General features: G+C 38.7%; 18 protein-coding genes and 2 other annotated features. All 18 genes read left to right on the top strand.

The window, feature by feature from the left end; translation table 11 throughout:
- Positions 1 to 23: 23 nt before the first annotated feature.
- The 18 genes from ispF to rpoC all read left to right on the top strand — a co-directional run bounded on the left by ispF (position 24) and on the right by rpoC (position 18,848).
- Complete coding sequence (gene ispF / locus AC1Q8L_RS29245; protein ID WP_000488386.1) at positions 24 to 500, top strand: 2-C-methyl-D-erythritol 2,4-cyclodiphosphate synthase; 477 nt, start codon at positions 24 to 26, stop codon at positions 498 to 500.
- A gap of 89 nt (positions 501 to 589) precedes the next feature.
- Complete coding sequence (gene gltX / locus AC1Q8L_RS29240) at positions 590 to 2,047, top strand: glutamate--tRNA ligase (RefSeq protein WP_000415150.1); 1,458 nt, start codon at positions 590 to 592, stop codon at positions 2,045 to 2,047.
- A 47-nt stretch (positions 2,048 to 2,094) separates the two neighbouring features.
- Positions 2,095 to 2,340: a binding site (T-box leader), on the top strand.
- Positions 2,341 to 2,478: 138 nt separating this feature from the next.
- Positions 2,479 to 3,144 carry a serine O-acetyltransferase gene (cysE, locus tag AC1Q8L_RS29235; RefSeq protein WP_000476500.1) on the top strand — a complete coding sequence of 222 codons (666 nt, stop codon included), beginning with the start codon at positions 2,479 to 2,481 and terminating at the stop codon, positions 3,142 to 3,144.
- Positions 3,125 to 4,522 carry a cysteine--tRNA ligase gene (gene cysS, locus AC1Q8L_RS29230; protein ID WP_000152272.1) on the top strand — a complete coding sequence of 466 codons (1,398 nt, stop codon included), beginning with the start codon at positions 3,125 to 3,127 and terminating at the stop codon, positions 4,520 to 4,522. Before cysE ends, cysS begins: the two co-directional genes overlap by 20 nt.
- A gap of 2 nt (positions 4,523 to 4,524) precedes the next feature.
- A complete protein-coding gene (locus tag AC1Q8L_RS29225; RefSeq protein WP_000564261.1) occupies positions 4,525 to 4,932 on the top strand; it encodes a Mini-ribonuclease 3 in 408 nt (135 codons plus the stop codon).
- Complete coding sequence (gene rlmB, locus AC1Q8L_RS29220; RefSeq protein WP_000093765.1) at positions 4,929 to 5,672, top strand: 23S rRNA (guanosine(2251)-2'-O)-methyltransferase RlmB; 744 nt, start codon at positions 4,929 to 4,931, stop codon at positions 5,670 to 5,672. The genes AC1Q8L_RS29225 and rlmB overlap by 4 nt, the downstream gene beginning before the upstream one ends.
- A gap of 3 nt (positions 5,673 to 5,675) precedes the next feature.
- A complete protein-coding gene (locus AC1Q8L_RS29215) occupies positions 5,676 to 6,188 on the top strand; it encodes an NYN domain-containing protein (protein WP_000997887.1) in 513 nt (170 codons plus the stop codon).
- A 67-nt stretch (positions 6,189 to 6,255) separates the two neighbouring features.
- Positions 6,256 to 6,915 (top strand): RNA polymerase factor sigma-70, encoded by a 660-nt coding sequence (locus AC1Q8L_RS29210; protein WP_000387198.1) that lies wholly within the window; start codon positions 6,256 to 6,258, stop codon positions 6,913 to 6,915.
- A gap of 136 nt (positions 6,916 to 7,051) precedes the next feature.
- Entirely contained in the window at positions 7,052 to 7,198 is a 147-nt protein-coding gene (gene rpmG, locus AC1Q8L_RS29205) for a 50S ribosomal protein L33 (RefSeq protein ID WP_014481927.1), read from the top strand.
- A 32-nt stretch (positions 7,199 to 7,230) separates the two neighbouring features.
- Complete coding sequence (gene secE / locus AC1Q8L_RS29200; RefSeq protein ID WP_001241323.1) at positions 7,231 to 7,410, top strand: preprotein translocase subunit SecE; 180 nt, start codon at positions 7,231 to 7,233, stop codon at positions 7,408 to 7,410.
- Between the two features lie 131 nt (positions 7,411 to 7,541).
- Positions 7,542 to 8,075 carry a transcription termination/antitermination protein NusG gene (nusG, locus tag AC1Q8L_RS29195; protein WP_000415794.1) on the top strand — a complete coding sequence of 178 codons (534 nt, stop codon included), beginning with the start codon at positions 7,542 to 7,544 and terminating at the stop codon, positions 8,073 to 8,075.
- A 167-nt stretch (positions 8,076 to 8,242) separates the two neighbouring features.
- Positions 8,243 to 8,668 carry a 50S ribosomal protein L11 gene (gene rplK, locus AC1Q8L_RS29190; protein WP_001085872.1) on the top strand — a complete coding sequence of 142 codons (426 nt, stop codon included), beginning with the start codon at positions 8,243 to 8,245 and terminating at the stop codon, positions 8,666 to 8,668.
- 176 nt (positions 8,669 to 8,844) lie between these two features.
- The gene (rplA, locus tag AC1Q8L_RS29185; RefSeq protein ID WP_002094239.1) at positions 8,845 to 9,537 is read left to right on the top strand and encodes a 50S ribosomal protein L1; all 693 of its coding nucleotides are present in this window, start codon (positions 8,845 to 8,847) and stop codon (positions 9,535 to 9,537) included.
- Between the two features lie 49 nt (positions 9,538 to 9,586).
- Positions 9,587 to 9,731 (top strand) — a sequence feature (ribosomal protein L10 leader region).
- A gap of 39 nt (positions 9,732 to 9,770) precedes the next feature.
- The gene (gene rplJ, locus AC1Q8L_RS29180) at positions 9,771 to 10,271 is read left to right on the top strand and encodes a 50S ribosomal protein L10 (protein ID WP_000048718.1); all 501 of its coding nucleotides are present in this window, start codon (positions 9,771 to 9,773) and stop codon (positions 10,269 to 10,271) included.
- Positions 10,272 to 10,338: 67 nt separating this feature from the next.
- Complete coding sequence (gene rplL, locus AC1Q8L_RS29175) at positions 10,339 to 10,698, top strand: 50S ribosomal protein L7/L12 (protein WP_000159737.1); 360 nt, start codon at positions 10,339 to 10,341, stop codon at positions 10,696 to 10,698.
- Between the two features lie 76 nt (positions 10,699 to 10,774).
- Positions 10,775 to 11,374: a class I SAM-dependent methyltransferase gene (locus AC1Q8L_RS29170; protein ID WP_000763269.1), complete on the top strand. Its 600-nt coding sequence runs from the start codon at positions 10,775 to 10,777 to the stop codon at positions 11,372 to 11,374.
- A gap of 291 nt (positions 11,375 to 11,665) precedes the next feature.
- On the top strand, positions 11,666 to 15,199 hold the full coding sequence (gene rpoB / locus AC1Q8L_RS29165) for a DNA-directed RNA polymerase subunit beta (protein WP_000147553.1): 3,534 nt from the start codon (positions 11,666 to 11,668) through the stop codon (positions 15,197 to 15,199).
- Between the two features lie 37 nt (positions 15,200 to 15,236).
- Positions 15,237 to 18,848 (top strand): DNA-directed RNA polymerase subunit beta', encoded by a 3,612-nt coding sequence (gene rpoC / locus AC1Q8L_RS29160; RefSeq protein WP_000567943.1) that lies wholly within the window; start codon positions 15,237 to 15,239, stop codon positions 18,846 to 18,848.

The raw sequence follows: 18,848 nt of genomic DNA, 5'->3' as shown, positions 1-18,848 counted from the left end.
TTAGCTCAAGGAGGATGTAAAGAATGTTTCGAATTGGACAAGGTTTTGACGTGCATGAATTTGCAGAAGGTAGACCGTTAATTATTGGCGGAATTACAATTCCACACGAGAAAGGATTAATCGGCCATTCAGATGCAGATGTATTGTTACATACGATTGCTGATGCATGTTTAGGTGCCATTGCAGCAGGAGATATCGGAAAGCATTTTCCTGATACAGACCCAGCTTTTAAAGATGCAGATTCAGCTGTATTGTTGCAAAAAGTTTGGGAATTTGTGCGTGAACAAGGTTACGAGTTAGGGAATTTAGATTGTACAATTATTGCTCAAAAGCCAAAAATGGCACCGCATATTGAAAGTATGCGTAAACGTATTAGTGAACTGTTAGAAACGTCTATAGATAACATTAATGTAAAGGCAACTACAACAGAAAAATTAGGATTTACAGGTAGGGAAGAAGGAATTGCCTCTCAAGCAGTGGTATTATTACAGAAAAAATAATGGTTTTTAATTCGTAAGATGGATAATCACATTTTTTTGTTGTACAATTATAGAATGTGTAGACATTAAGAATGGAAGGTGTACCAATTATGGAAAAGCAAGTGAGAGTGCGCTATGCGCCAAGTCCAACAGGACACTTACATATCGGAAATGCGCGTACGGCATTATTTAATTATTTATTTGCTCGTCATTTAGATGGCAAGTTTATTATTCGTATTGAAGATACTGATGTAAAACGTAACGTGGCTGGTGGAGAAGAAAGCCAATTAAAATACTTAAAATGGCTCGGTATGGACTGGGATGAAGGTGTTGATGTTGGCGGTGAATTTGGACCATATCGTCAAACAGAGCGTTTAGATATTTATAAAAAATTATATCTAGATTTATTAGAGCGTGGTTTAGCTTACAAATGTTATATGACAGAAGAAGAGCTAGAAGCAGAGCGTGAAGGACAAATTTCTCGTGGTGAAACACCTCGTTATGCAGGTAACCACCGTGATTTAACTGAAGAACAAATGAAAGAATTTGAAGCTGAGGGACGTATTCCGAGTATTCGTTTCCGTGTACCAGCTAATCGTGATTACACATTCAAAGACATCGTAAAAGACGAAGTTGCATTCCATTCAAATGATTTTGGTGATTTTGTTATCGTGAAAAAAGATGGAATCCCAACTTATAACTTTGCGGTAGCAGTAGATGATCACTTAATGGAGATTACACATGTACTTCGTGGTGATGATCATATTTCAAACACGCCAAAACAAATGATGATTTATGAAGCTTTCGGTTGGGATATCCCACAATTCGGTCATATGACTTTAATTGTAAATGAAAGTCGTAAAAAATTAAGCAAGCGTGATGAATCTATTATTCAATTTATTGAGCAATATAAAGAGCTTGGATATCTTCCAGAAGCAATCTTTAACTTTATTGCGCTATTAGGTTGGTCACCAGTAGGTGAAGAAGAAATCTTCTCTAAAGATGAGTTTATCAAAATGTTTGATGCAGCTCGTTTATCAAAATCACCTGCATTATTTGATTCTCAAAAACTAAAATGGATGAACAACCAGTATATGAAAAAGCAAGATTTAGATACGGTTGTAGAGTTAAGTTTACCGCATTTAGTGAAAGCTGGACGTGTGGGAGAAACTTTAAGTGAACAAGATCAAGATTGGATCCGTGGTGTAATTGCTTTATACCATGAACAAATGAGTTTTGGAGCTGAAATTGTAGAGCTTTCTGAAATGTTCTTCAAAGATCATGTTGATTATGAAGAAGAAGGACAAGAAGTATTAAAAGGTGAACAAGTACCAGAAGTACTTCGTGCATTTGCTGGTCAAGTAGAAGCACTAGAAGCGATGGAACCAGCAGCAATTAAGGCGGCTATTAAAGCAGTTCAAAAGGAAACAGGTCATAAAGGTAAAAACTTATTTATGCCAATCCGTGTTGCAACTACTGGTCAAACACATGGTCCAGAGCTTCCGAATGCTATTGCACTTCTTGGAAAAGAAAAAGTTTTAAATCGTCTTCAAAAAGTAATTGGTTAACATTTTCTAGGTTTAGAAATATAATAAGTATACTTAAAACCTAATAAGGAAAAGCGACGAGAAGGAGAAGTAGAAAATCAGGCTTTTTACAGAGAGAACCACCTTTAGGCTGGAAGTGGTTTATAAGCGGATTTTTGAAATGCCCCTTCGAGTCTTCTGCTGAACAGTAAATTGTTTTGCGAAACGTCTTAGGGCGTAAAGTAAGCAGAAGCGGTGTACACCGTTATCAGAGATGAGTTTGAGGCTTTTTTAGCCTAAACAGAGTGGAACCGCGCTTATAAGGCGTCTCTGTCAATATGACAGAGGCGTCTTTTTTTATACCGTAAAACTGGGTATGAGTATAAATTTTATCTACGTGTATAAAGATTTAGGGAGATAAGTAGGGAGTTAGTTCATTCAAAAAAGCAGCCCATAAAGGGGAGGGAACGTCGATGTTTAAGAGGCTTCGGGAAGATATTGAAGTCGTTTTTGAACAGGATCCAGCGGCAAGAAGTTATTTCGAAGTCATTTTGACTTACTCTGGATTACATGCAGTTTGGGCCCATCGAATTGCACATGCTTTTTATAAAAAAAATTTCTTCTTTATTGCACGTTGGATCTCACAAGTTAGTCGTTTCTTTACTGGCATTGAGATTCATCCAGGAGCAACAATTGGTCGTCGTTTTTTCATAGACCATGGAATGGGGGTTGTAATTGGAGAAACGTGCGAAATTGGTGATAATGTAACGATCTATCAAGGGGTTACATTAGGTGGTACGGGTAAAGAAAAGGGAAAGAGGCATCCTACAATTCAGGATAATGTATTAATTGCAACAGGTGCTAAAGTACTAGGTTCTATTACAGTTGGAGAGAATTCTAAAATTGGAGCAGGTTCTGTCGTATTAAAAGAAGTCCCTGCACATTCTACAGTTGTAGGTATACCTGGCCGAGTCGTTATTCAAAATGGAGTAAAAATCGGTCAAGAATTAAATCATTCTGACCTTCCAGACCCAATTTTTGATAAGTTAAAGGTCATGGAAGTAGAACTTGATAAATTGAAAAAACAACTTGAAGTAAAGGTAGAAAGGAAGGATAAAAATGACTATTCACATTTATAATACGTTAACACGTCAAAAGGAAGAGTTTACTCCATTAGAAGAAAATAAGGTAAAGATGTATGTGTGTGGACCTACAGTTTATAACTATATTCACATTGGGAATGCAAGACCACCTATGGTATTTGATACGGTACGCCGTTATTTAGAATATAAAGGGTATGATGTGCAGTATGTGTCCAACTTTACTGACGTAGATGATAAATTAATTAAAGCAGCAAATGAATTAGGTGAAGATGTGCCGACAATTGCTGACCGTTTCGTTGAAGCGTACTTTGAGGATGTAACGGCACTAGGTTGCAAACACGCAACAGTTCATCCGCGTGTAACGGAAAATATGGATATTATTATTGAATTTATTCAAGAACTTGTGAATAAAGGATATGCATATGAATCAGAAGGTGATGTGTACTTTAGAACGAAGGAATTCGAAGGATACGGTAAATTATCGCATCAACCAATCGCAGACTTACGTCACGGTGCGCGTATTGAAGTAGGAGAAAAGAAACAAGACCCTCTTGATTTTGCTTTATGGAAAGATGCTAAAGAAGGAGAAATCTTCTGGGAAAGCCCTTGGGGGAAAGGTCGTCCAGGCTGGCATATTGAATGCTCGGCAATGGCACGTAAATACTTAGGAGATACAATCGATATTCATGCTGGTGGTCAAGACTTAGCATTTCCTCATCATGAGAATGAAATTGCGCAGTCTGAGGCGTTAACTGGAAAAACATTTGCACGTTACTGGATGCACAATGGATATATTAATATTAATAATGAGAAGATGTCTAAGTCATTGGGGAACTTTATTTTAGTTCACGATATCATTAAGCAATATAATCCGCAGTTAATTAGATTCTTTATGCTATCGGTACATTACCGTCATCCAATTAATTTCAGTGAAGAGTTATTACAAAGCACAAATAACGGACTGGAAAGAATTAAGACGGCTTACGGTAACTTAAAACACCGTATGGAAAGTAGTACTGATTTAACAGACCATAATGAGAAATGGTTAGCGGAACTGGAAAAATTCCAGACTGCATTTGAAGAAGCGATGAATGATGACTTCAACACTGCTAATGCAATCACTGAGTTATATAATGTGGCAAATCATGCGAATCAATATTTACTGGAAGAACATACGTCTACAGTGGTAATTGAAGCATACGTAAAACAACTTGAAACATTATTTGATATTTTAGGGTTAGAATTAGCGCAAGAAGAGTTGCTTGATGAAGAAATTGATGCACTTATTCAAAAACGCATTGAAGCTCGTAAAAATCGTGATTTTGCATTATCAGATCAAATTCGCGATGACTTAAAAGACCGTAATATTATTTTAGAAGATACCGCTCAAGGTACAAGATGGAAAAGAGGATAAGAATGATTGATGCAAAGCAATTAAACAGCTTAGCGTTAGCATACATGGGTGATGCGGTATATGAACAATATATCCGCTATCACCTACTTCAAAAAGGGAAAGTTCGCCCTAATCAATTACATCGATTAGGGACAAGCTTTGTTTCAGCAAAAGCACAGGCGAAAGTTGTTTATCATTTATTAGAGACGGCGTTTTTGACAGAGGAAGAAGAGGCGGTATTAAGAAGAGGACGTAATGCAAATTCAGGTACAGTTCCAAAAAATACGGATGTACAAACATATCGACATAGTACAGCCTTTGAAGCGCTAATTGGTTATCATCATTTATTAAATAACCGTGAAAGATTAGACGAAATTGTATATAAGGCTATTGCAGTTTTAGAAGAAAAGGAAGGGGGCACATCATCATGAGTAGTGAATATATTATCGGACGTAACCCTGTAATTGAGGCGTTACGATCAGGGAGAGATATAAATAAAATTTGGATCGCAGAAGGTGCTGCCAAAGGACAAGTACAGATTGTACTAGCGTTAGCGAAAGAAAATAAGGTTATTTTACAACATGCACCAAAGAAAAAGTTAGATCAATTAGTTGAGGGTAATCATCAAGGTGTAATTGCTCAAGTAGCTGCATATCAGTATGCGGAGTTAGAAGAGTTATTCAAAGTGGCAGAAAAACGTAATGAAGATCCATTCTTCTTAATTTTAGATGAGATTGAAGATCCGCATAACCTAGGTTCTATTATGCGTACTGCTGATGCGACAGGAGCTCATGGAATTATTATTCCAAAGAGAAGGGCTGTGGGGCTTACAGCGTCAGTTGCGAAAGCATCAACAGGAGCGATTGAATACATTCCTGTTGCGCGCGTAACGAACTTATCCCGTACAATTGATGAATTAAAAGAACGTGGACTTTGGATTGCTGGTACAGATGCCAAAGGGAAAACGGATTACCGTAATTTAGATGGTAAAATGCCAATTGGGTTAGTAATTGGTAGTGAAGGAAAAGGTATGAGTCGTATTATTGGTGAAAAGTGTGATTTCCTAATCACTCTACCGATGGTTGGTAAAGTTACATCCTTAAATGCTTCCGTAGCCGCAAGTTTGTTAATGTATGAGGTATATCGTAAACGTCACGAAATTGGTAAATAAAAGATGAACGATATTTTAATCGTTGACGGTTACAACATTATCGGAGCTTGGGGAGATTTGAAGAAACTGCGGGATGTAGATTTACAATCATCAAGAGATGCACTTATTGATAAGATGGCGGATTATCAAGGTTATACAGGTACAAAAGTGATGATAGTCTTTGATGCCTATACAGTACATGGTATTGAAAAAAAGATGAAACAATCTCGTGTGGAAGTAATATTCACACGAAAGAATCAAACTGCAGACGAAAAGATAGAGCAGCTTGCGATAGAGCTTAGAAATATAAATACACGAATATATGTTGCGACTTCTGATTACACGGAACAATGGGTTATATTTGCGCAAGGTGCCCTTCGGAAATCTGCGCGTGAATTAGAGTTGGAAGTACAGGCAATGGAGCAACAAGTAAGAAGGCGTACAAAAGACACGAAAGAACAGCAACCCGCCATGCGAAAGATATTTAGTAAAGATATTACAGAAAAATTAGAAAAATTAAGAAGAGGAGAGCGTTGAAGCATTGACGCTCTTTGTCTTTTTACTGTATAATATTGCTAAATAAATAGCGGTCGGAGGGATCAAGGTGGAAGCAGGCTTCGTAAGTGTAGGCGACGTTACATTTCGTGATTTAGAGGATGAGGCAATCGTTGAGTTAGTTCGAAAAGGTAATACTGACGCTCTAGAATATTTAATTCACAAATATAAGAACTTTGTTCGCGCGAAATCAAGATCTTACTTTTTAGTGGGTGCCGATCGAGAAGATATTGTTCAAGAAGGTATGATAGGATTGTTTAAAGCAATTCGTGATTATAAAGAGGACAAGCTGTCTTCATTCAAAGCATTTGCTGAACTGTGTATCACTCGACAAATTATTACCGCTATTAAAACGGCAACAAGGCAAAAACATATTCCCTTAAATTCGTATGTGTCTTTAGATAAGCCGATTTACGATGAGGAATCTGATCGAACATTATTGGATGTTATTTCTGAAGCGAAGGTAACTGATCCTGAAGAGATGATTATTAGCCAAGAAGAATATACAGACATAGAATCAAAAATATCAGAATTATTAAGCGATTTAGAAAGAAAAGTACTTTCTTTATATCTAGATGGGCGTTCTTATCAAGAGATTTCAGAACAGTTAAACAGACATGTGAAATCTATTGATAACGCTTTACAGCGGGTGAAGAGGAAATTGGAACGATATATGGAAATGCGAGAAAGTACAACTTTAAATTCATAACAAATAACAAGTGCAACAGGTGTAAAATAAATCACCTGTTTTCTTTTGTAGACAGTACAAAATGCATGTCATTGACATTGTCTTTTATTGTATGATACATTTTTAGGGACATAATGTTACAAGGTTGGTGTAACTAATGAGGAAAAAAGTTGTACTCTCATGTGAAGAGTGTAAAAATCGAAACTACTCTACTATGAAAGATACGAGCTCAATAGAGCGACTTGAAATAAAAAAGTTTTGTAAAACATGCAATCAGCATACAGTTCACAAGGAAACAAAATAAATAATTGAAATAATACACTGGAGGTCCCGCAGATGCGTTTAACGAACTTTTTCGGCGATGTAGGTCGCGAAATGAAAAAAGTAAGTTGGCCTAAAAAAGATGAATTACTCCGCTCAACAGCGACTGTTGTTGCTACAGTTGTGTTCTTTGCGATTTTCTTCGCAGTAGTTGATATGGGCATTTCTTCTTTAATTCGGTTAATTCTTGGTTAATTCTTGAATAAGAAGCACTTATCCATGATATAATGTTATTTATAAGAACTGTGTAAAAGCCCGGTGAACGGGTTTTTTCATTTGCGCAAAAAAATGTACGTCAGGGAGGGAAGGACGCTCGTCCTAAATGAATGGAAAAAAGTTGGTATGTTGTCCATACTTATTCTGGATATGAAAATAAAGTAAAAGCAAACCTAGAGAAGCGTGTAGAATCAATGGGTATGCAAGATAAAATTTTCCGTGTTGTTGTCCCGGAAGAAGTAGAAGTAGAAATGAAAAACGGAAAAGAAAAATTAATGAAAAGAAAAGTGTTCCCAGGTTATGTATTAGTAGAATTAATCATGACTGATGATTCTTGGTATGTTGTACGTAACACGCCGGGTGTAACTGGGTTCGTTGGTTCTTCTGGTTCTGGATCTAAACCATCACCTCTATTAGAAGAGGAAGTTGTTACCATTATGAAACATATGGGAATGGACAACGAAGTGGTTGATTTCGACTTTGAACTTCATGAGACAGTACGTGTAAATGAGGGGCCATTCGCAGATTATACAGGTGCTATTGAAGAAATTGATGTGGAGAAGAAAAAGGTTAGCGTACTTGTGGACATGTTTGGTCGCGAGACTCCAGTTGAACTTGACTTCCATCAAATTGAAAAATTATAAAATGAAACTTGAAATGAATTGTAAAAAGTGATAATATCTTTTAAGTCAGTACGTCTTCGTTATCGGAGACGTTTTTTGAAAGATTTTATCCTTACAGATAAAATATGACGTGGGAGGGCAAATCACTGTCCAATTGACCACATCACGGACTTAAGGAGGTGTGTCTCGTGGCTAAAAAGGTAATTAAAATGGTAAAGCTTCAAATTCCTGCAGGTAAAGCTAACCCAGCTCCACCAGTTGGTCCAGCATTAGGACAAGCAGGTGTTAACATCATGGGCTTCTGTAAAGAGTTTAACGCTCGTACAGCAGATCAAGCTGGTCTTATCATCCCTGTTGAAATTACGGTATTTGAGGACCGTTCATTCACTTTCATTACTAAAACTCCTCCTGCTGCTGTTCTTCTTAAGAAAGTAGCTGGTATTGAGTCTGGTTCTGGTGAACCAAACCGTAATAAAGTGGCAACTGTTAAGCGTGATAAAGTACGCGAAATCGCTGAAACTAAAATGCCTGACCTAAACGCTGCTAGCGTAGAAGCTGCAATGCGTATGGTTGAAGGTACTGCACGCAGTATGGGCATCGTTATCGAAGACTAATTCGATTTGTTTTTAAAAAAGGTTGCGGGTCTGGAATTCCAATTCGCAACCTTTATTATCGTAAATGATTATTGTTTTTAAATAAATGGATGGCGCTCATCCTCAGGTTATACCTGAAAACAGGCGTAAACGTGGGAGGTTATTCCGCTAAAACCACATTCGAGGAGGAAATAAAAATGGCTAAAAGAGGTAAAAAGTACGTAGAAGCTGCAAAGCTTGTTGATCGTGCATCTGCTTACTCTGCAACAGAAGCAGTAGAATTAGTAAAGAAAACAAACACAGCTAAATTTGATGCAACTGTAGAAGCTGCATTCCGTTTAGGTGTTGACCCTAAGAAAGCTGACCAACAAATCCGTGGTGCAGTTGTTCTTCCACACGGTACTGGTAAAGTACAACGTGTATTAGTGTTCGCTAAAGGTGAAAAAGCTAAAGAAGCTGAAGCTGCTGGCGCTGACTTCGTAGGCGATACTGATTACATCGGTAAAATCCAACAAGGTTGGTTCGATTTCGATGTAGTAGTAGCAACTCCTGACATGATGGGTGAAGTTGGTAAACTTGGTCGCGTATTAGGACCTAAAGGTTTAATGCCAAACCCTAAAACTGGAACAGTTACTTTCGATGTAACTAAAGCTGTTAACGAAATCAAAGCTGGTAAAGTTGAATACCGCGTTGATAAAGCTGGTAACATCCATGTTCCAATCGGTAAAGTATCTTTCGAAGATGCTAAATTAGTAGAAAACTTCAAAACAATCGCTGACACTTTATTAAAAGTTAAGCCATCTGCTGCAAAAGGTACTTACATGAAGAACGTAACAGTTGCTTCTACAATGGGACCTGGCGTACGCGTAGACGTTTCTACATTAGCGTAAAAATTGGAAGTTGACTTCATAAAGAAGATTTAATATAATCATTTATGTTGTGAATTTAAATAGTGTACCGTAGACAGTAGGTGTCAATAGACTTAATTTCCTACCTAGGTGTTAATATACGAAACGGAATTTTTTTTCTGTGACTATATGCCTCCATGTCTACAAGTTGGGCATGGAGGTTTTTAGTGCACTTTCGGTACATCTTCTATATAATCTACAGGAGGTGTAATAACATGAGCAAAGTAATCGAAACTAAACAACAAGTTGTAACTGAAATCGCGGACAAACTTCGTGCTAGTAAATCTACAATTGTTGTTGACTACCGTGGTTTAACAGTTTCTGAAGCAACAGAATTACGTAAGCAATTACGTGAAGCTGGCGTTGAGTTCAAAGTTTACAAAAACTCCCTAACTCGTCGTGCTGCAGAATCTGCTGAAATGGCTGAGTTAAACGAATTCTTAACAGGACCAAACGCAATCGCGTTCAGTAACGAGGATGTAGTTGCTCCTGCGAAAGTATTAAACGACTTCGCTACAAAACATGAAGCTTTAGAAATTAAAGCGGGCGTAATCGAAGGTAAACTTGTAACACTTGATGAGGTTAAAGCAATCGCTACTCTTCCATCACGTGAAGGCTTACTTTCTATGCTTCTTAGCGTTCTTCAAGCTCCAATCCGTAACCTTGCACTTGCTACTAAAGCAGTTGCAGAACAAAAGGAAGAGCAAGGCGCTTAATTTTTTAAAAGATAATTACTTGTTATCTATAAAACAATACAAACCTATTTAAGGGAGGATATTTACAATGACTAAAGAACAAATCATTGAAGCAGTTAAATCTATGACTGTATTAGAACTTAACGACTTAGTAAAAGCTATCGAGGAAGAATTCGGCGTAACTGCTGCTGCTCCTGTAGCTGTAGCTGGTGGCGCTGGTGAAGCTGCTGCTGAAAAAACTGAGTTTGACGTAGTACTTGCAAGTGCTGGCGCTCAAAAAATCAAAGTTATCAAAGCTGTACGTGAAATCACTGGTCTTGGCTTAAAAGAAGCTAAAGAATTAGTTGACAACACTCCAAAAGCAATCAAAGAAGGCGTTTCTAAAGAGGAAGCTGAAGAAATGAAAGCTAAACTTGAAGAAGTTGGCGCTGCTGTAGAAGTTAAGTAATTAACTTTTGATGCTTTAAAAAAAGCTCGCTCTCATGCGAGCTTTTTTTTTAACTGTAAAGAAAAGAGGTGGCCATATGGCAGACCATTATTTTTCTAACGACCCTTCTAGTAAAAGTGATCGTAAACGATGGGAATTTCCACTTCGTGGATCTCAATTTACTTTTTTATCTGACCATGGGGTGTTTTCGAAAAACGAGGTGGACTTTGGTTCTCGTCTTTTAATTGAAGCGTTTCAAATGCCGGATATTAAAGGTGATATATTAGACGTAGGTTGTGGATACGGTCCTATTGGTTTGTCGTTAGCGAAAGAGTTTCAAGGTTGTGAAGTTCACATGGTGGATGTGAATGAAAGGGCGCTTGGGCTTGCGAAAGAAAATGCCGCTAATAACAGAATCGAGAATATACGTATTTTTCAAAGTAGCGTCTATGAAAATGTAGATGGCGAGTATGCTGCTATTCTATCTAACCCTCCAATTCGTGCGGGTAAGGATATCGTACATGAGATTTTAGAAAAAGCTGTGGAGTATTTAGTTCCAGGTGGAGAACTTTGGATTGTTATTCAAAAGAAGCAAGGTGCACCATCTGCGCTGAAAAAACTAGAAGAAGTATTTTCTGAAGTTGAGATTGTAGAAAAGAAAAAAGGATATTATATCATAAAATCAAAAAAACGTTGACGGTTATTTTTGGCTATGTTAACATTATACAATGCCAATATATGATTTTCTGCGTTGAGAAAGATGTATATTTTTGTTTCTCTTGGAAAAGATAGTAAAATCAGCAGATTATGAAACAGAATGATGGTTTTCTTATAGAAGCCATTTTTCTTTTTTGAGCAGGTAGAAAGACTCAACGTATTTATCTTTAAGAGAAAAAGACTACGCTAATAGCAGTAGTTGTATTTATTTGTGATTTTGCACAAATTTTTTTGTGCATTTATAATACTCATGATTTGAGGGGTGAAGCAGTTGACAGGTCAACTAGTTCAATACGGACGCCACCGCCAACGAAGAAGTTATGCCCGTATTAGTGAAGTATTAGAGTTACCAAATCTTATCGAAATTCAAACCTCTTCTTATCAGTGGTTTCTTGATGAGGGTTTGCGAGAAATGTTCCAAGACATTTCTCCGATTGAAGACTTTACGGGAAATCTATCGCTTGAATTTATCGACTACAGCTTAGGTGAACCTAAATACTCTGTAGACGAATGCAAAGAGCGTGATGTGACGTATGCAGCACCACTTCGTGTAAAAGTGCGTCTAATCAACAAGGAAACTGGTGAAGTAAAAGAACAAGATGTGTTCATGGGAGATTTCCCACTCATGACAGAGACTGGAACATTCGTAATTAACGGTGCAGAACGTGTTATCGTTTCCCAGTTAGTTCGCTCTCCAAGCGTATACTATAGTGGCAAAGTGGATAAAAACGGAAAACGTGGTTTTACTGCTACTGTAATTCCAAACCGCGGAGCTTGGTTAGAGTATGAGACAGATGCTAAGGATGTTGTATATGTGCGTATTGACCGTACGCGTAAACTTCCTGTAACTGTTTTGTTACGCGCATTAGGGTTTGGCTCTGATCAAGAAATCACCGAGCTTTTAGGTGATAACGAATACTTAAGCAACACATTAGAAAAAGACAACACAGATAGTACAGAAAAAGCATTGCTTGAAATTTATGAGCGTCTACGTCCTGGTGAACCACCAACAGTAGAAAATGCTAAGAGCTTACTTGTGTCTCGTTTCTTCGATCCAAAGCGCTACGATTTAGCAAATGTAGGTCGCTATAAGATCAACAAGAAGTTACACATTAAAAACAGATTGTTTAATCAACGTTTAGCTGAAACATTAGTGGATCCAGAAACTGGTGAAATTTTAGCGGCAGAAGGAACAATCTTAGATCGTCGTACACTTGATCGCATTTTACCTTACTTAGAGAAAAACATTGGATTCAAAACAGCGAAACCAATGGGTGGAGTGGTAGAAGGCGATGTTGAGCTGCAATCTATTAAGATTTATGCTCCTGAGTCGGAAGGCGAACGTGTAATTAATGTAATTGGTAATGCAAATATTACTCGTGATGTGAAACACATCACACCAGGTGATATCCTTGCTTCTATCAGTTACTTCTTCAACCTACTATACAAAGTAGGGGATACAGATGATATTGACCATTTAGGAAACCGTCGTCTGCGTTCTGTTGGAGAACTATTACAAAATCAATTCCGTATCGGTCTTTCTCGTATGGAACGTGTTGTTCGTGAGAGAATGTCGATCCAAGATACAAATGCAATTACACCACAGGCGCTAATTAATATTCGTCCTGTTATTGCATCTATTAAAGAGTTCTTCGGAAGTTCTCAGTTATCTCAGTTCATGGACCAAACAAATCCATTAGCAGAGTTAACTCACAAACGAAGACTATCTGCATTAGGACCTGGTGGTTTAACGCGTGAGCGCGCAGGCTTTGAAGTACGTGACGTTCATTACTCCCACTACGGTCGTATGTGTCCGATTGAAACACCAGAGGGACCAAACATCGGTTTGATTAACTCATTATCTTCGTTCGCGAAAGTAAATGAGTTTGGTTTCATTGAAACACCATATCGTCGTGTTGACCCAGAAACTGGTCTTGTAACAGGGCATGTTGATTATTTAACAGCAGATGAAGAAGATAACTATGTTGTAGCCCAAGCGAATATGAAATTATCTGATGAAGGTGAATTCCTAAGTGAAGATATCGTAGCTCGTTTCCGTGGTGAAAACATTGTCACAAATAGAGAACGCATCGACTACATGGATGTATCTCCAAAACAAGTAGTGTCGGCAGCGACAGCTTGTATTCCGTTCTTAGAAAACGATGACTCTAACCGCGCACTTATGGGAGCGAACATGCAACGTCAGGCGGTTCCGTTAATGAATCCGGAATCTCCGATTGTAGGTACAGGTATGGAGTACGTATCAGCAAAAGACTCAGGTGCTGCAGTAATCTGTAAACATCCTGGTGTTGTTGAGCGCGTAGAAGCACGTGAAGTTTGGGTACGTCGCTATGTAGAAGTTGACGGTCAAACAGTAAAAGGCGACTTAGATCGCTACAAAATGCAAAAATTCATTCGTTCTAACCAAGGAACTTGTTACAACCAACGTCCAATCGTAAGTGTTGGAAATGAAGTTGTAAAAGGTGAAATCCTTGCGGATGGTCCTTCTATGGAATTAGGTGAACTAGCACTTGGACGTAACGTGCTTGTTGGCTTCATGACTTGGGACGGTTATAACTACGAGGATGCGATCATCATGAGTGAGCGCCTTGTAAAAGATGATGTGTACACTTCTATTCATATTGAAGAATATGAATCAGAAGCTCGTGATACGAAGCTTGGACCAGAAGAAATTACACGTGACATTCCAAATGTTGGGGAAGACGCATTACGTAACCTTGACGAGCGCGGTATCATTCGCGTTGGTGCTGAAGTAAAAGATGGAGATTTACTTGTTGGTAAAGTAACACCTAAAGGTGTAACAGAATTAACAGCTGAAGAACGTCTATTACATGCTATCTTTGGAGAAAAAGCGCGTGAAGTACGTGATACATCACTACGTGTACCACACGGTGGTGGCGGTATTATCTTAGACGTAAAAGTATTCAACCGTGAAGATGGCGATGAATTGCCACCAGGCGTGAATCAACTTGTACGTGCATATATCGTTCAAAAACGTAAAATTTCTGAAGGTGACAAGATGGCCGGACGTCACGGTAACAAAGGTGTTATTTCTCGTATTTTACCAGAAGAAGATATGCCTTACTTACCAGACGGTACGCCAATCGATATCATGTTAAACCCATTAGGGGTACCATCTCGTATGAATATCGGTCAGGTATTAGAGCTTCATCTTGGTATGGCAGCAAGATACCTGGGCATTCACATTGCAACACCAGTATTCGATGGTGCTCGTGAGGAAGATGTTTGGGGCACAATTGAAGAAGCTGGTATGGCAAATGACGCGAAAACAATCCTGTATGACGGACGTACTGGTGAACCATTCGATAACCGCGTATCTGTTGGTGTCATGTATATGATCAAACTTGCGCACATGGTTGACGATAAACTTCATGCTCGTTCTACTGGACCATACTCACTTGTAACGCAGCAACCTCTTGGAGGTAAAGCTCAGTTCGGTGGACAGCGTTTCGGTGAGATGGAGGTTTGGGCACTTGAAGCTTACGGTGCTGCTTATACTCTTCAAGAAATCTTAACAGTGAAGTCTGATGATGTTGTTGGACGTGTTAAGACTTATGAAGCAATTGTTAAAGGCGAAAATGTTCCAGAACCAGGCGTTCCTGAATCATTCAAAGTATTGATTAAAGAGCTGCAAAGTTTAGGTATGGACGTTAAAATGATGTCTAGCGACGATACAGAAATTGAAATGCGTGATACAGAAGATGACGATGATCATCAATCAGCAGATAAATTGAATGTCGAAGTTGAGACAACTAAGGAATAATTGGGATAACCTGTAGACTAAAAGGGAGGTAGGCCCCTTGATAGATGTAAATAACTTTGAATATATGAAGATTGGACTTGCTTCACCTGACAAGATTCGTTCTTGGTCATACGGTGAAGTTAAGAAACCAGAAACTATTAACTATCGTACGTTAAAGCCTGAAAAAGATGGCTTGTTCTGTGAGCGTATTTTCGGACCACAAAAGGACTGGGAATGTCATTGCGGAAAATACAAACGTGTACGTTATAAAGGTGTAGTTTGTGATCGATGTGGCGTTGAAGTAACGCGTGCAAAAGTACGTCGTGAACGTATGGGTCATATTGAATTAGCTGCTCCTGTATCTCATATTTGGTATTTCAAAGGTATCCCGAGCCGCATGGGACTTGTCTTAGACATGTCCCCTCGCGCGCTTGAAGAAGTAATTTATTTCGCTTCTTATGTTGTAACAGAAAGTGGAGATACACCACTTGATAAGAAGCAATTACTTTCTGAAAAAGAATACCGTGCATATCGTGATCGATATGGTAGCACATTCCAAGCTGCTATGGGTGCAGAAGCGATTAAAAAGCTACTACAAGACATTGATTTAGATAAAGAAGTAGACTTCTTAAAAGAAGAATTAAAAACAGCACAAGGACAACGCCGTACTCGTGCTATTAAACGTCTAGAAGTATTAGAAGCATTCCGTAACTCTGGAAATGAACCATCTTGGATGATCTTAGATGTTCTACCAGTTATCCCACCAGAACTACGCCCAATGGTACAGTTAGATGGTGGACGTTTTGCTACTTCTGACTTAAACGACTTATATCGTCGTGTAATTAACCGTAACAACCGTTTAAAACGTCTATTGGACCTAGGTGCTCCAAGCATCATCGTTCAAAACGAAAAACGTATGTTACAAGAAGCTGTAGATGCATTAATTGATAATGGTCGTCGTGGCCGTCCAGTAACTGGACCAGGTAACCGTCCATTAAAATCACTATCTCACATGCTTAAAGGTAAACAAGGACGTTTCCGTCAAAACTTATTAGGTAAACGTGTTGACTACTCTGGTCGTTCTGTAATCGTTGTAGGACCGAACTTAAAGATGTACCAATGTGGATTACCGAAAGAAATGGCGCTTGAACTGTTCAAACCTTTTGTTATGAAAGAATTAGTTGGAAAAGGGTTAGCACACAACATTAAGAGTGCGAAACGTAAAATTGAGCGTGTACACCCTGAAGTTTGGGACGTTTTAGAATCTGTGATTAAAGAACATCCAGTACTTCTAAACCGCGCACCAACACTTCACCGTCTTGGTATCCAGGCGTTTGAACCTACATTAGTAGAAGGTCGCGCAATTCGTCTTCACCCACTTGTATGTACTGCATACAACGCGGACTTTGACGGTGACCAAATGGCGGTTCACGTTCCGTTATCATCAGAGGCACAAGCAGAAGCTCGTATTCTTATGTTAGCGGCACAAAACATCTTGAATCCAAAAGACGGAAAACCAGTTGTTACTCCATCTCAGGATATGGTATTAGGTAACTACTACTTAACACTTGAGCGTGAAGGCGCAATCGGTGAAGGTATGGTCTTCAAAGATGCAAACGAAGCAATACTTGCATATCAAAATGGATATGTACATCTGCACACACGTGTTGCAGTTGCTGCAAGTTCAGTAAATAACGTAACGTTTACTGAAGAGCAAAAAGGTAAGCTTCTATTAACAACAGTTGGTAAATTAATATTTAACGAAATCTTACCAGAGTCGTTCCCTTATATTAATGAACCGACAAACTCAAACCTTGAAAAAGAAACACCAGCGGAATATTTCGTTGAAAAAGGTGCGAACATTAAAGAAATTATTGCTAGTCGCGAAGAAGTGGCGCCATTTAGCAAGAAGATCCTTGGTAACATCATTGCGGAAGTGTTCAAACGTTTCCAAATTACAGAAACGTCTCGCATGCTTGACCGTATGAAAAACTTAGGGTTCAAGTACTCTACAAAAGCTGGTATTACAGTTGGGGTATCTGACATTCTTGTATTAGGCGAAAAAGATGAAATTCTCCACGAAGCACAAGCAAAAGTAGATAATGTAATTAAACAATTCCGTCGCGGTTTAATCACGGAAGAAGAACGTTACGATCGCGTTATCTCTATTTGGAGTAATGCAAAAGATGTTATCCAAGGAAAACTGATGAAATCCTTGAATAAACGCAATCCAATCTTCATGATGAGTGACTCAGGTGCCCGTGGTAACGCATCTAACTTTACTCAGCTTGCTGGTATGCGTGGTCTGATGGCCAATCCATCTGGTCGTATCATCGAACTTCCAATCAAATCGAGTTTCCGTGAAGGTTTAACAGTACTTGAGTACTTCATCTCTACGCATGGTGCGCGTAAAGGTCTTGCCGATACAGCACTTAAAACTGCCGATTCTGGTTACTTAACACGTCGTCTTGTAGACGTTGCACAAGATGTAATTGTCCGTGAAGATGATTGTGGAACAGATCGTGGTCTATTAATTGGTGCGATTAAAGAGGGTAATGAAGTAATTGAGTCATTATATGATCGTCTTGTTGGACGTTTTGCAAGAAAAACTGTAAAACATCCTGAAACAGGTGAAGTATTAGTTAGTGAAAACCAATTAATTACTGAAGATATCGCTCATATCGTTGAAAATTCGGGTGTTGAAACTGTAAATATTCGTTCAGCGTTTACGTGTAACACTCGCCATGGTGTATGTAAGAAGTGTTACGGTCGTAACTTAGCAACTGGTACAGACGTAGAAGTAGGAGAAGCGGTAGGTATTATCGCAGCTCAATCTATCGGTGAGCCAGGTACACAGTTAACGATGCGTACATTCCATACAGGTGGGGTTGCCGGAGATGATATCACTCAAGGTTTACCTCGTATCCAAGAGATCTTCGAAGCTCGTAATCCGAAAGGTCAGGCAGTTATCAGTGAAATCGACGGTGTTATCGCAGCGATCAACGATGTTAAAGATCGCCAAGAAGTAGTTGTACAGGGTGAAGTTGAAGCTCGTACGTATGCTATTCCTTACGGTGCTCGTCTGAAAGTAACTCCAGGACAGCCAATTAGCCACGGTAAAGAGTTAACAGAAGGTTCTATTGATCCGAAAGAATTACTAAAAGTAACGGACATTACAGCAGTTCAAGAATACTTATTACGTGAAGTTCAAAAAGTATACCGTATGCAAGGGGTAGAAATTGGTGACAAACACGTAGAGGTAATGGTACGTCAAATGCTACGTAAAGTTCGTGTAAGTGATGCAGGTGAAACAGACGTATTACCAGGAACATTACTAGATATCCATCAGTTTACTGATGCGAATGCGAAGGTGTTACTGAAAGGTAAACAACCAGCGACAGCTAGACCTGTTCTACTTGGTATTACAAAAGCTTCACTTGAAACTGATTCATTCTTATCTGCAGCATCATTCCAAGAAACAACTCGTGTCTTAACTGATGCAGCAATTAAAGGTAAACGTGATGAGCTTCTAGGATTGAAAGAGAACGTTATTATCGGTAAACTTGTTCCTGCTGGAACAGGTATGAATCGTTATCGCAAAGTGGATCTTGTAAAAACAACACAAGATAACATGAATGTAGAAAACGATGAGATTTATGTGGAACAGTAA

It is taken from the genome of Bacillus sp. GW823-FHT06A11, assembly GCF_058795355.1.
Note: the sequence above shows the minus strand (reverse complement) of the source record. Positions and strands in the feature narration are given on the sequence as shown.

Bases quoted from the DNA above. Each gene is read 5' to 3' on its own strand.
- rlmB (WP_000093765.1), top strand. From the start codon at position 4,929: ATGAGTAGTGAATATATTATCGGACGTAACCCTGTAATTGAGGCGTTA.
- ispF (WP_000488386.1), top strand. From the start codon at position 24: ATGTTTCGAATTGGACAAGGTTTTGACGTGCATGAATTTGCAGAAGGT.
- gltX (WP_000415150.1), top strand. From the start codon at position 590: ATGGAAAAGCAAGTGAGAGTGCGCTATGCGCCAAGTCCAACAGGACAC.
- rplL (WP_000159737.1), top strand. From the start codon at position 10,339: ATGACTAAAGAACAAATCATTGAAGCAGTTAAATCTATGACTGTATTA.
- rplJ (WP_000048718.1), top strand. From the start codon at position 9,771: ATGAGCAAAGTAATCGAAACTAAACAACAAGTTGTAACTGAAATCGCG.
- AC1Q8L_RS29225 (WP_000564261.1), top strand. From the start codon at position 4,525: ATGATTGATGCAAAGCAATTAAACAGCTTAGCGTTAGCATACATGGGT.
- rplA (WP_002094239.1), top strand. From the start codon at position 8,845: ATGGCTAAAAGAGGTAAAAAGTACGTAGAAGCTGCAAAGCTTGTTGAT.
- nusG (WP_000415794.1), top strand. From the start codon at position 7,542: ATGGAAAAAAGTTGGTATGTTGTCCATACTTATTCTGGATATGAAAAT.
- cysE (WP_000476500.1), top strand. From the start codon at position 2,479: ATGTTTAAGAGGCTTCGGGAAGATATTGAAGTCGTTTTTGAACAGGAT.
- AC1Q8L_RS29215 (WP_000997887.1), top strand. From the start codon at position 5,676: ATGAACGATATTTTAATCGTTGACGGTTACAACATTATCGGAGCTTGG.
- secE (WP_001241323.1), top strand. From the start codon at position 7,231: ATGCGTTTAACGAACTTTTTCGGCGATGTAGGTCGCGAAATGAAAAAA.
- rpmG (WP_014481927.1), top strand. From the start codon at position 7,052: ATGAGGAAAAAAGTTGTACTCTCATGTGAAGAGTGTAAAAATCGAAAC.
- AC1Q8L_RS29170 (WP_000763269.1), top strand. From the start codon at position 10,775: ATGGCAGACCATTATTTTTCTAACGACCCTTCTAGTAAAAGTGATCGT.
- cysS (WP_000152272.1), top strand. From the start codon at position 3,125: ATGACTATTCACATTTATAATACGTTAACACGTCAAAAGGAAGAGTTT.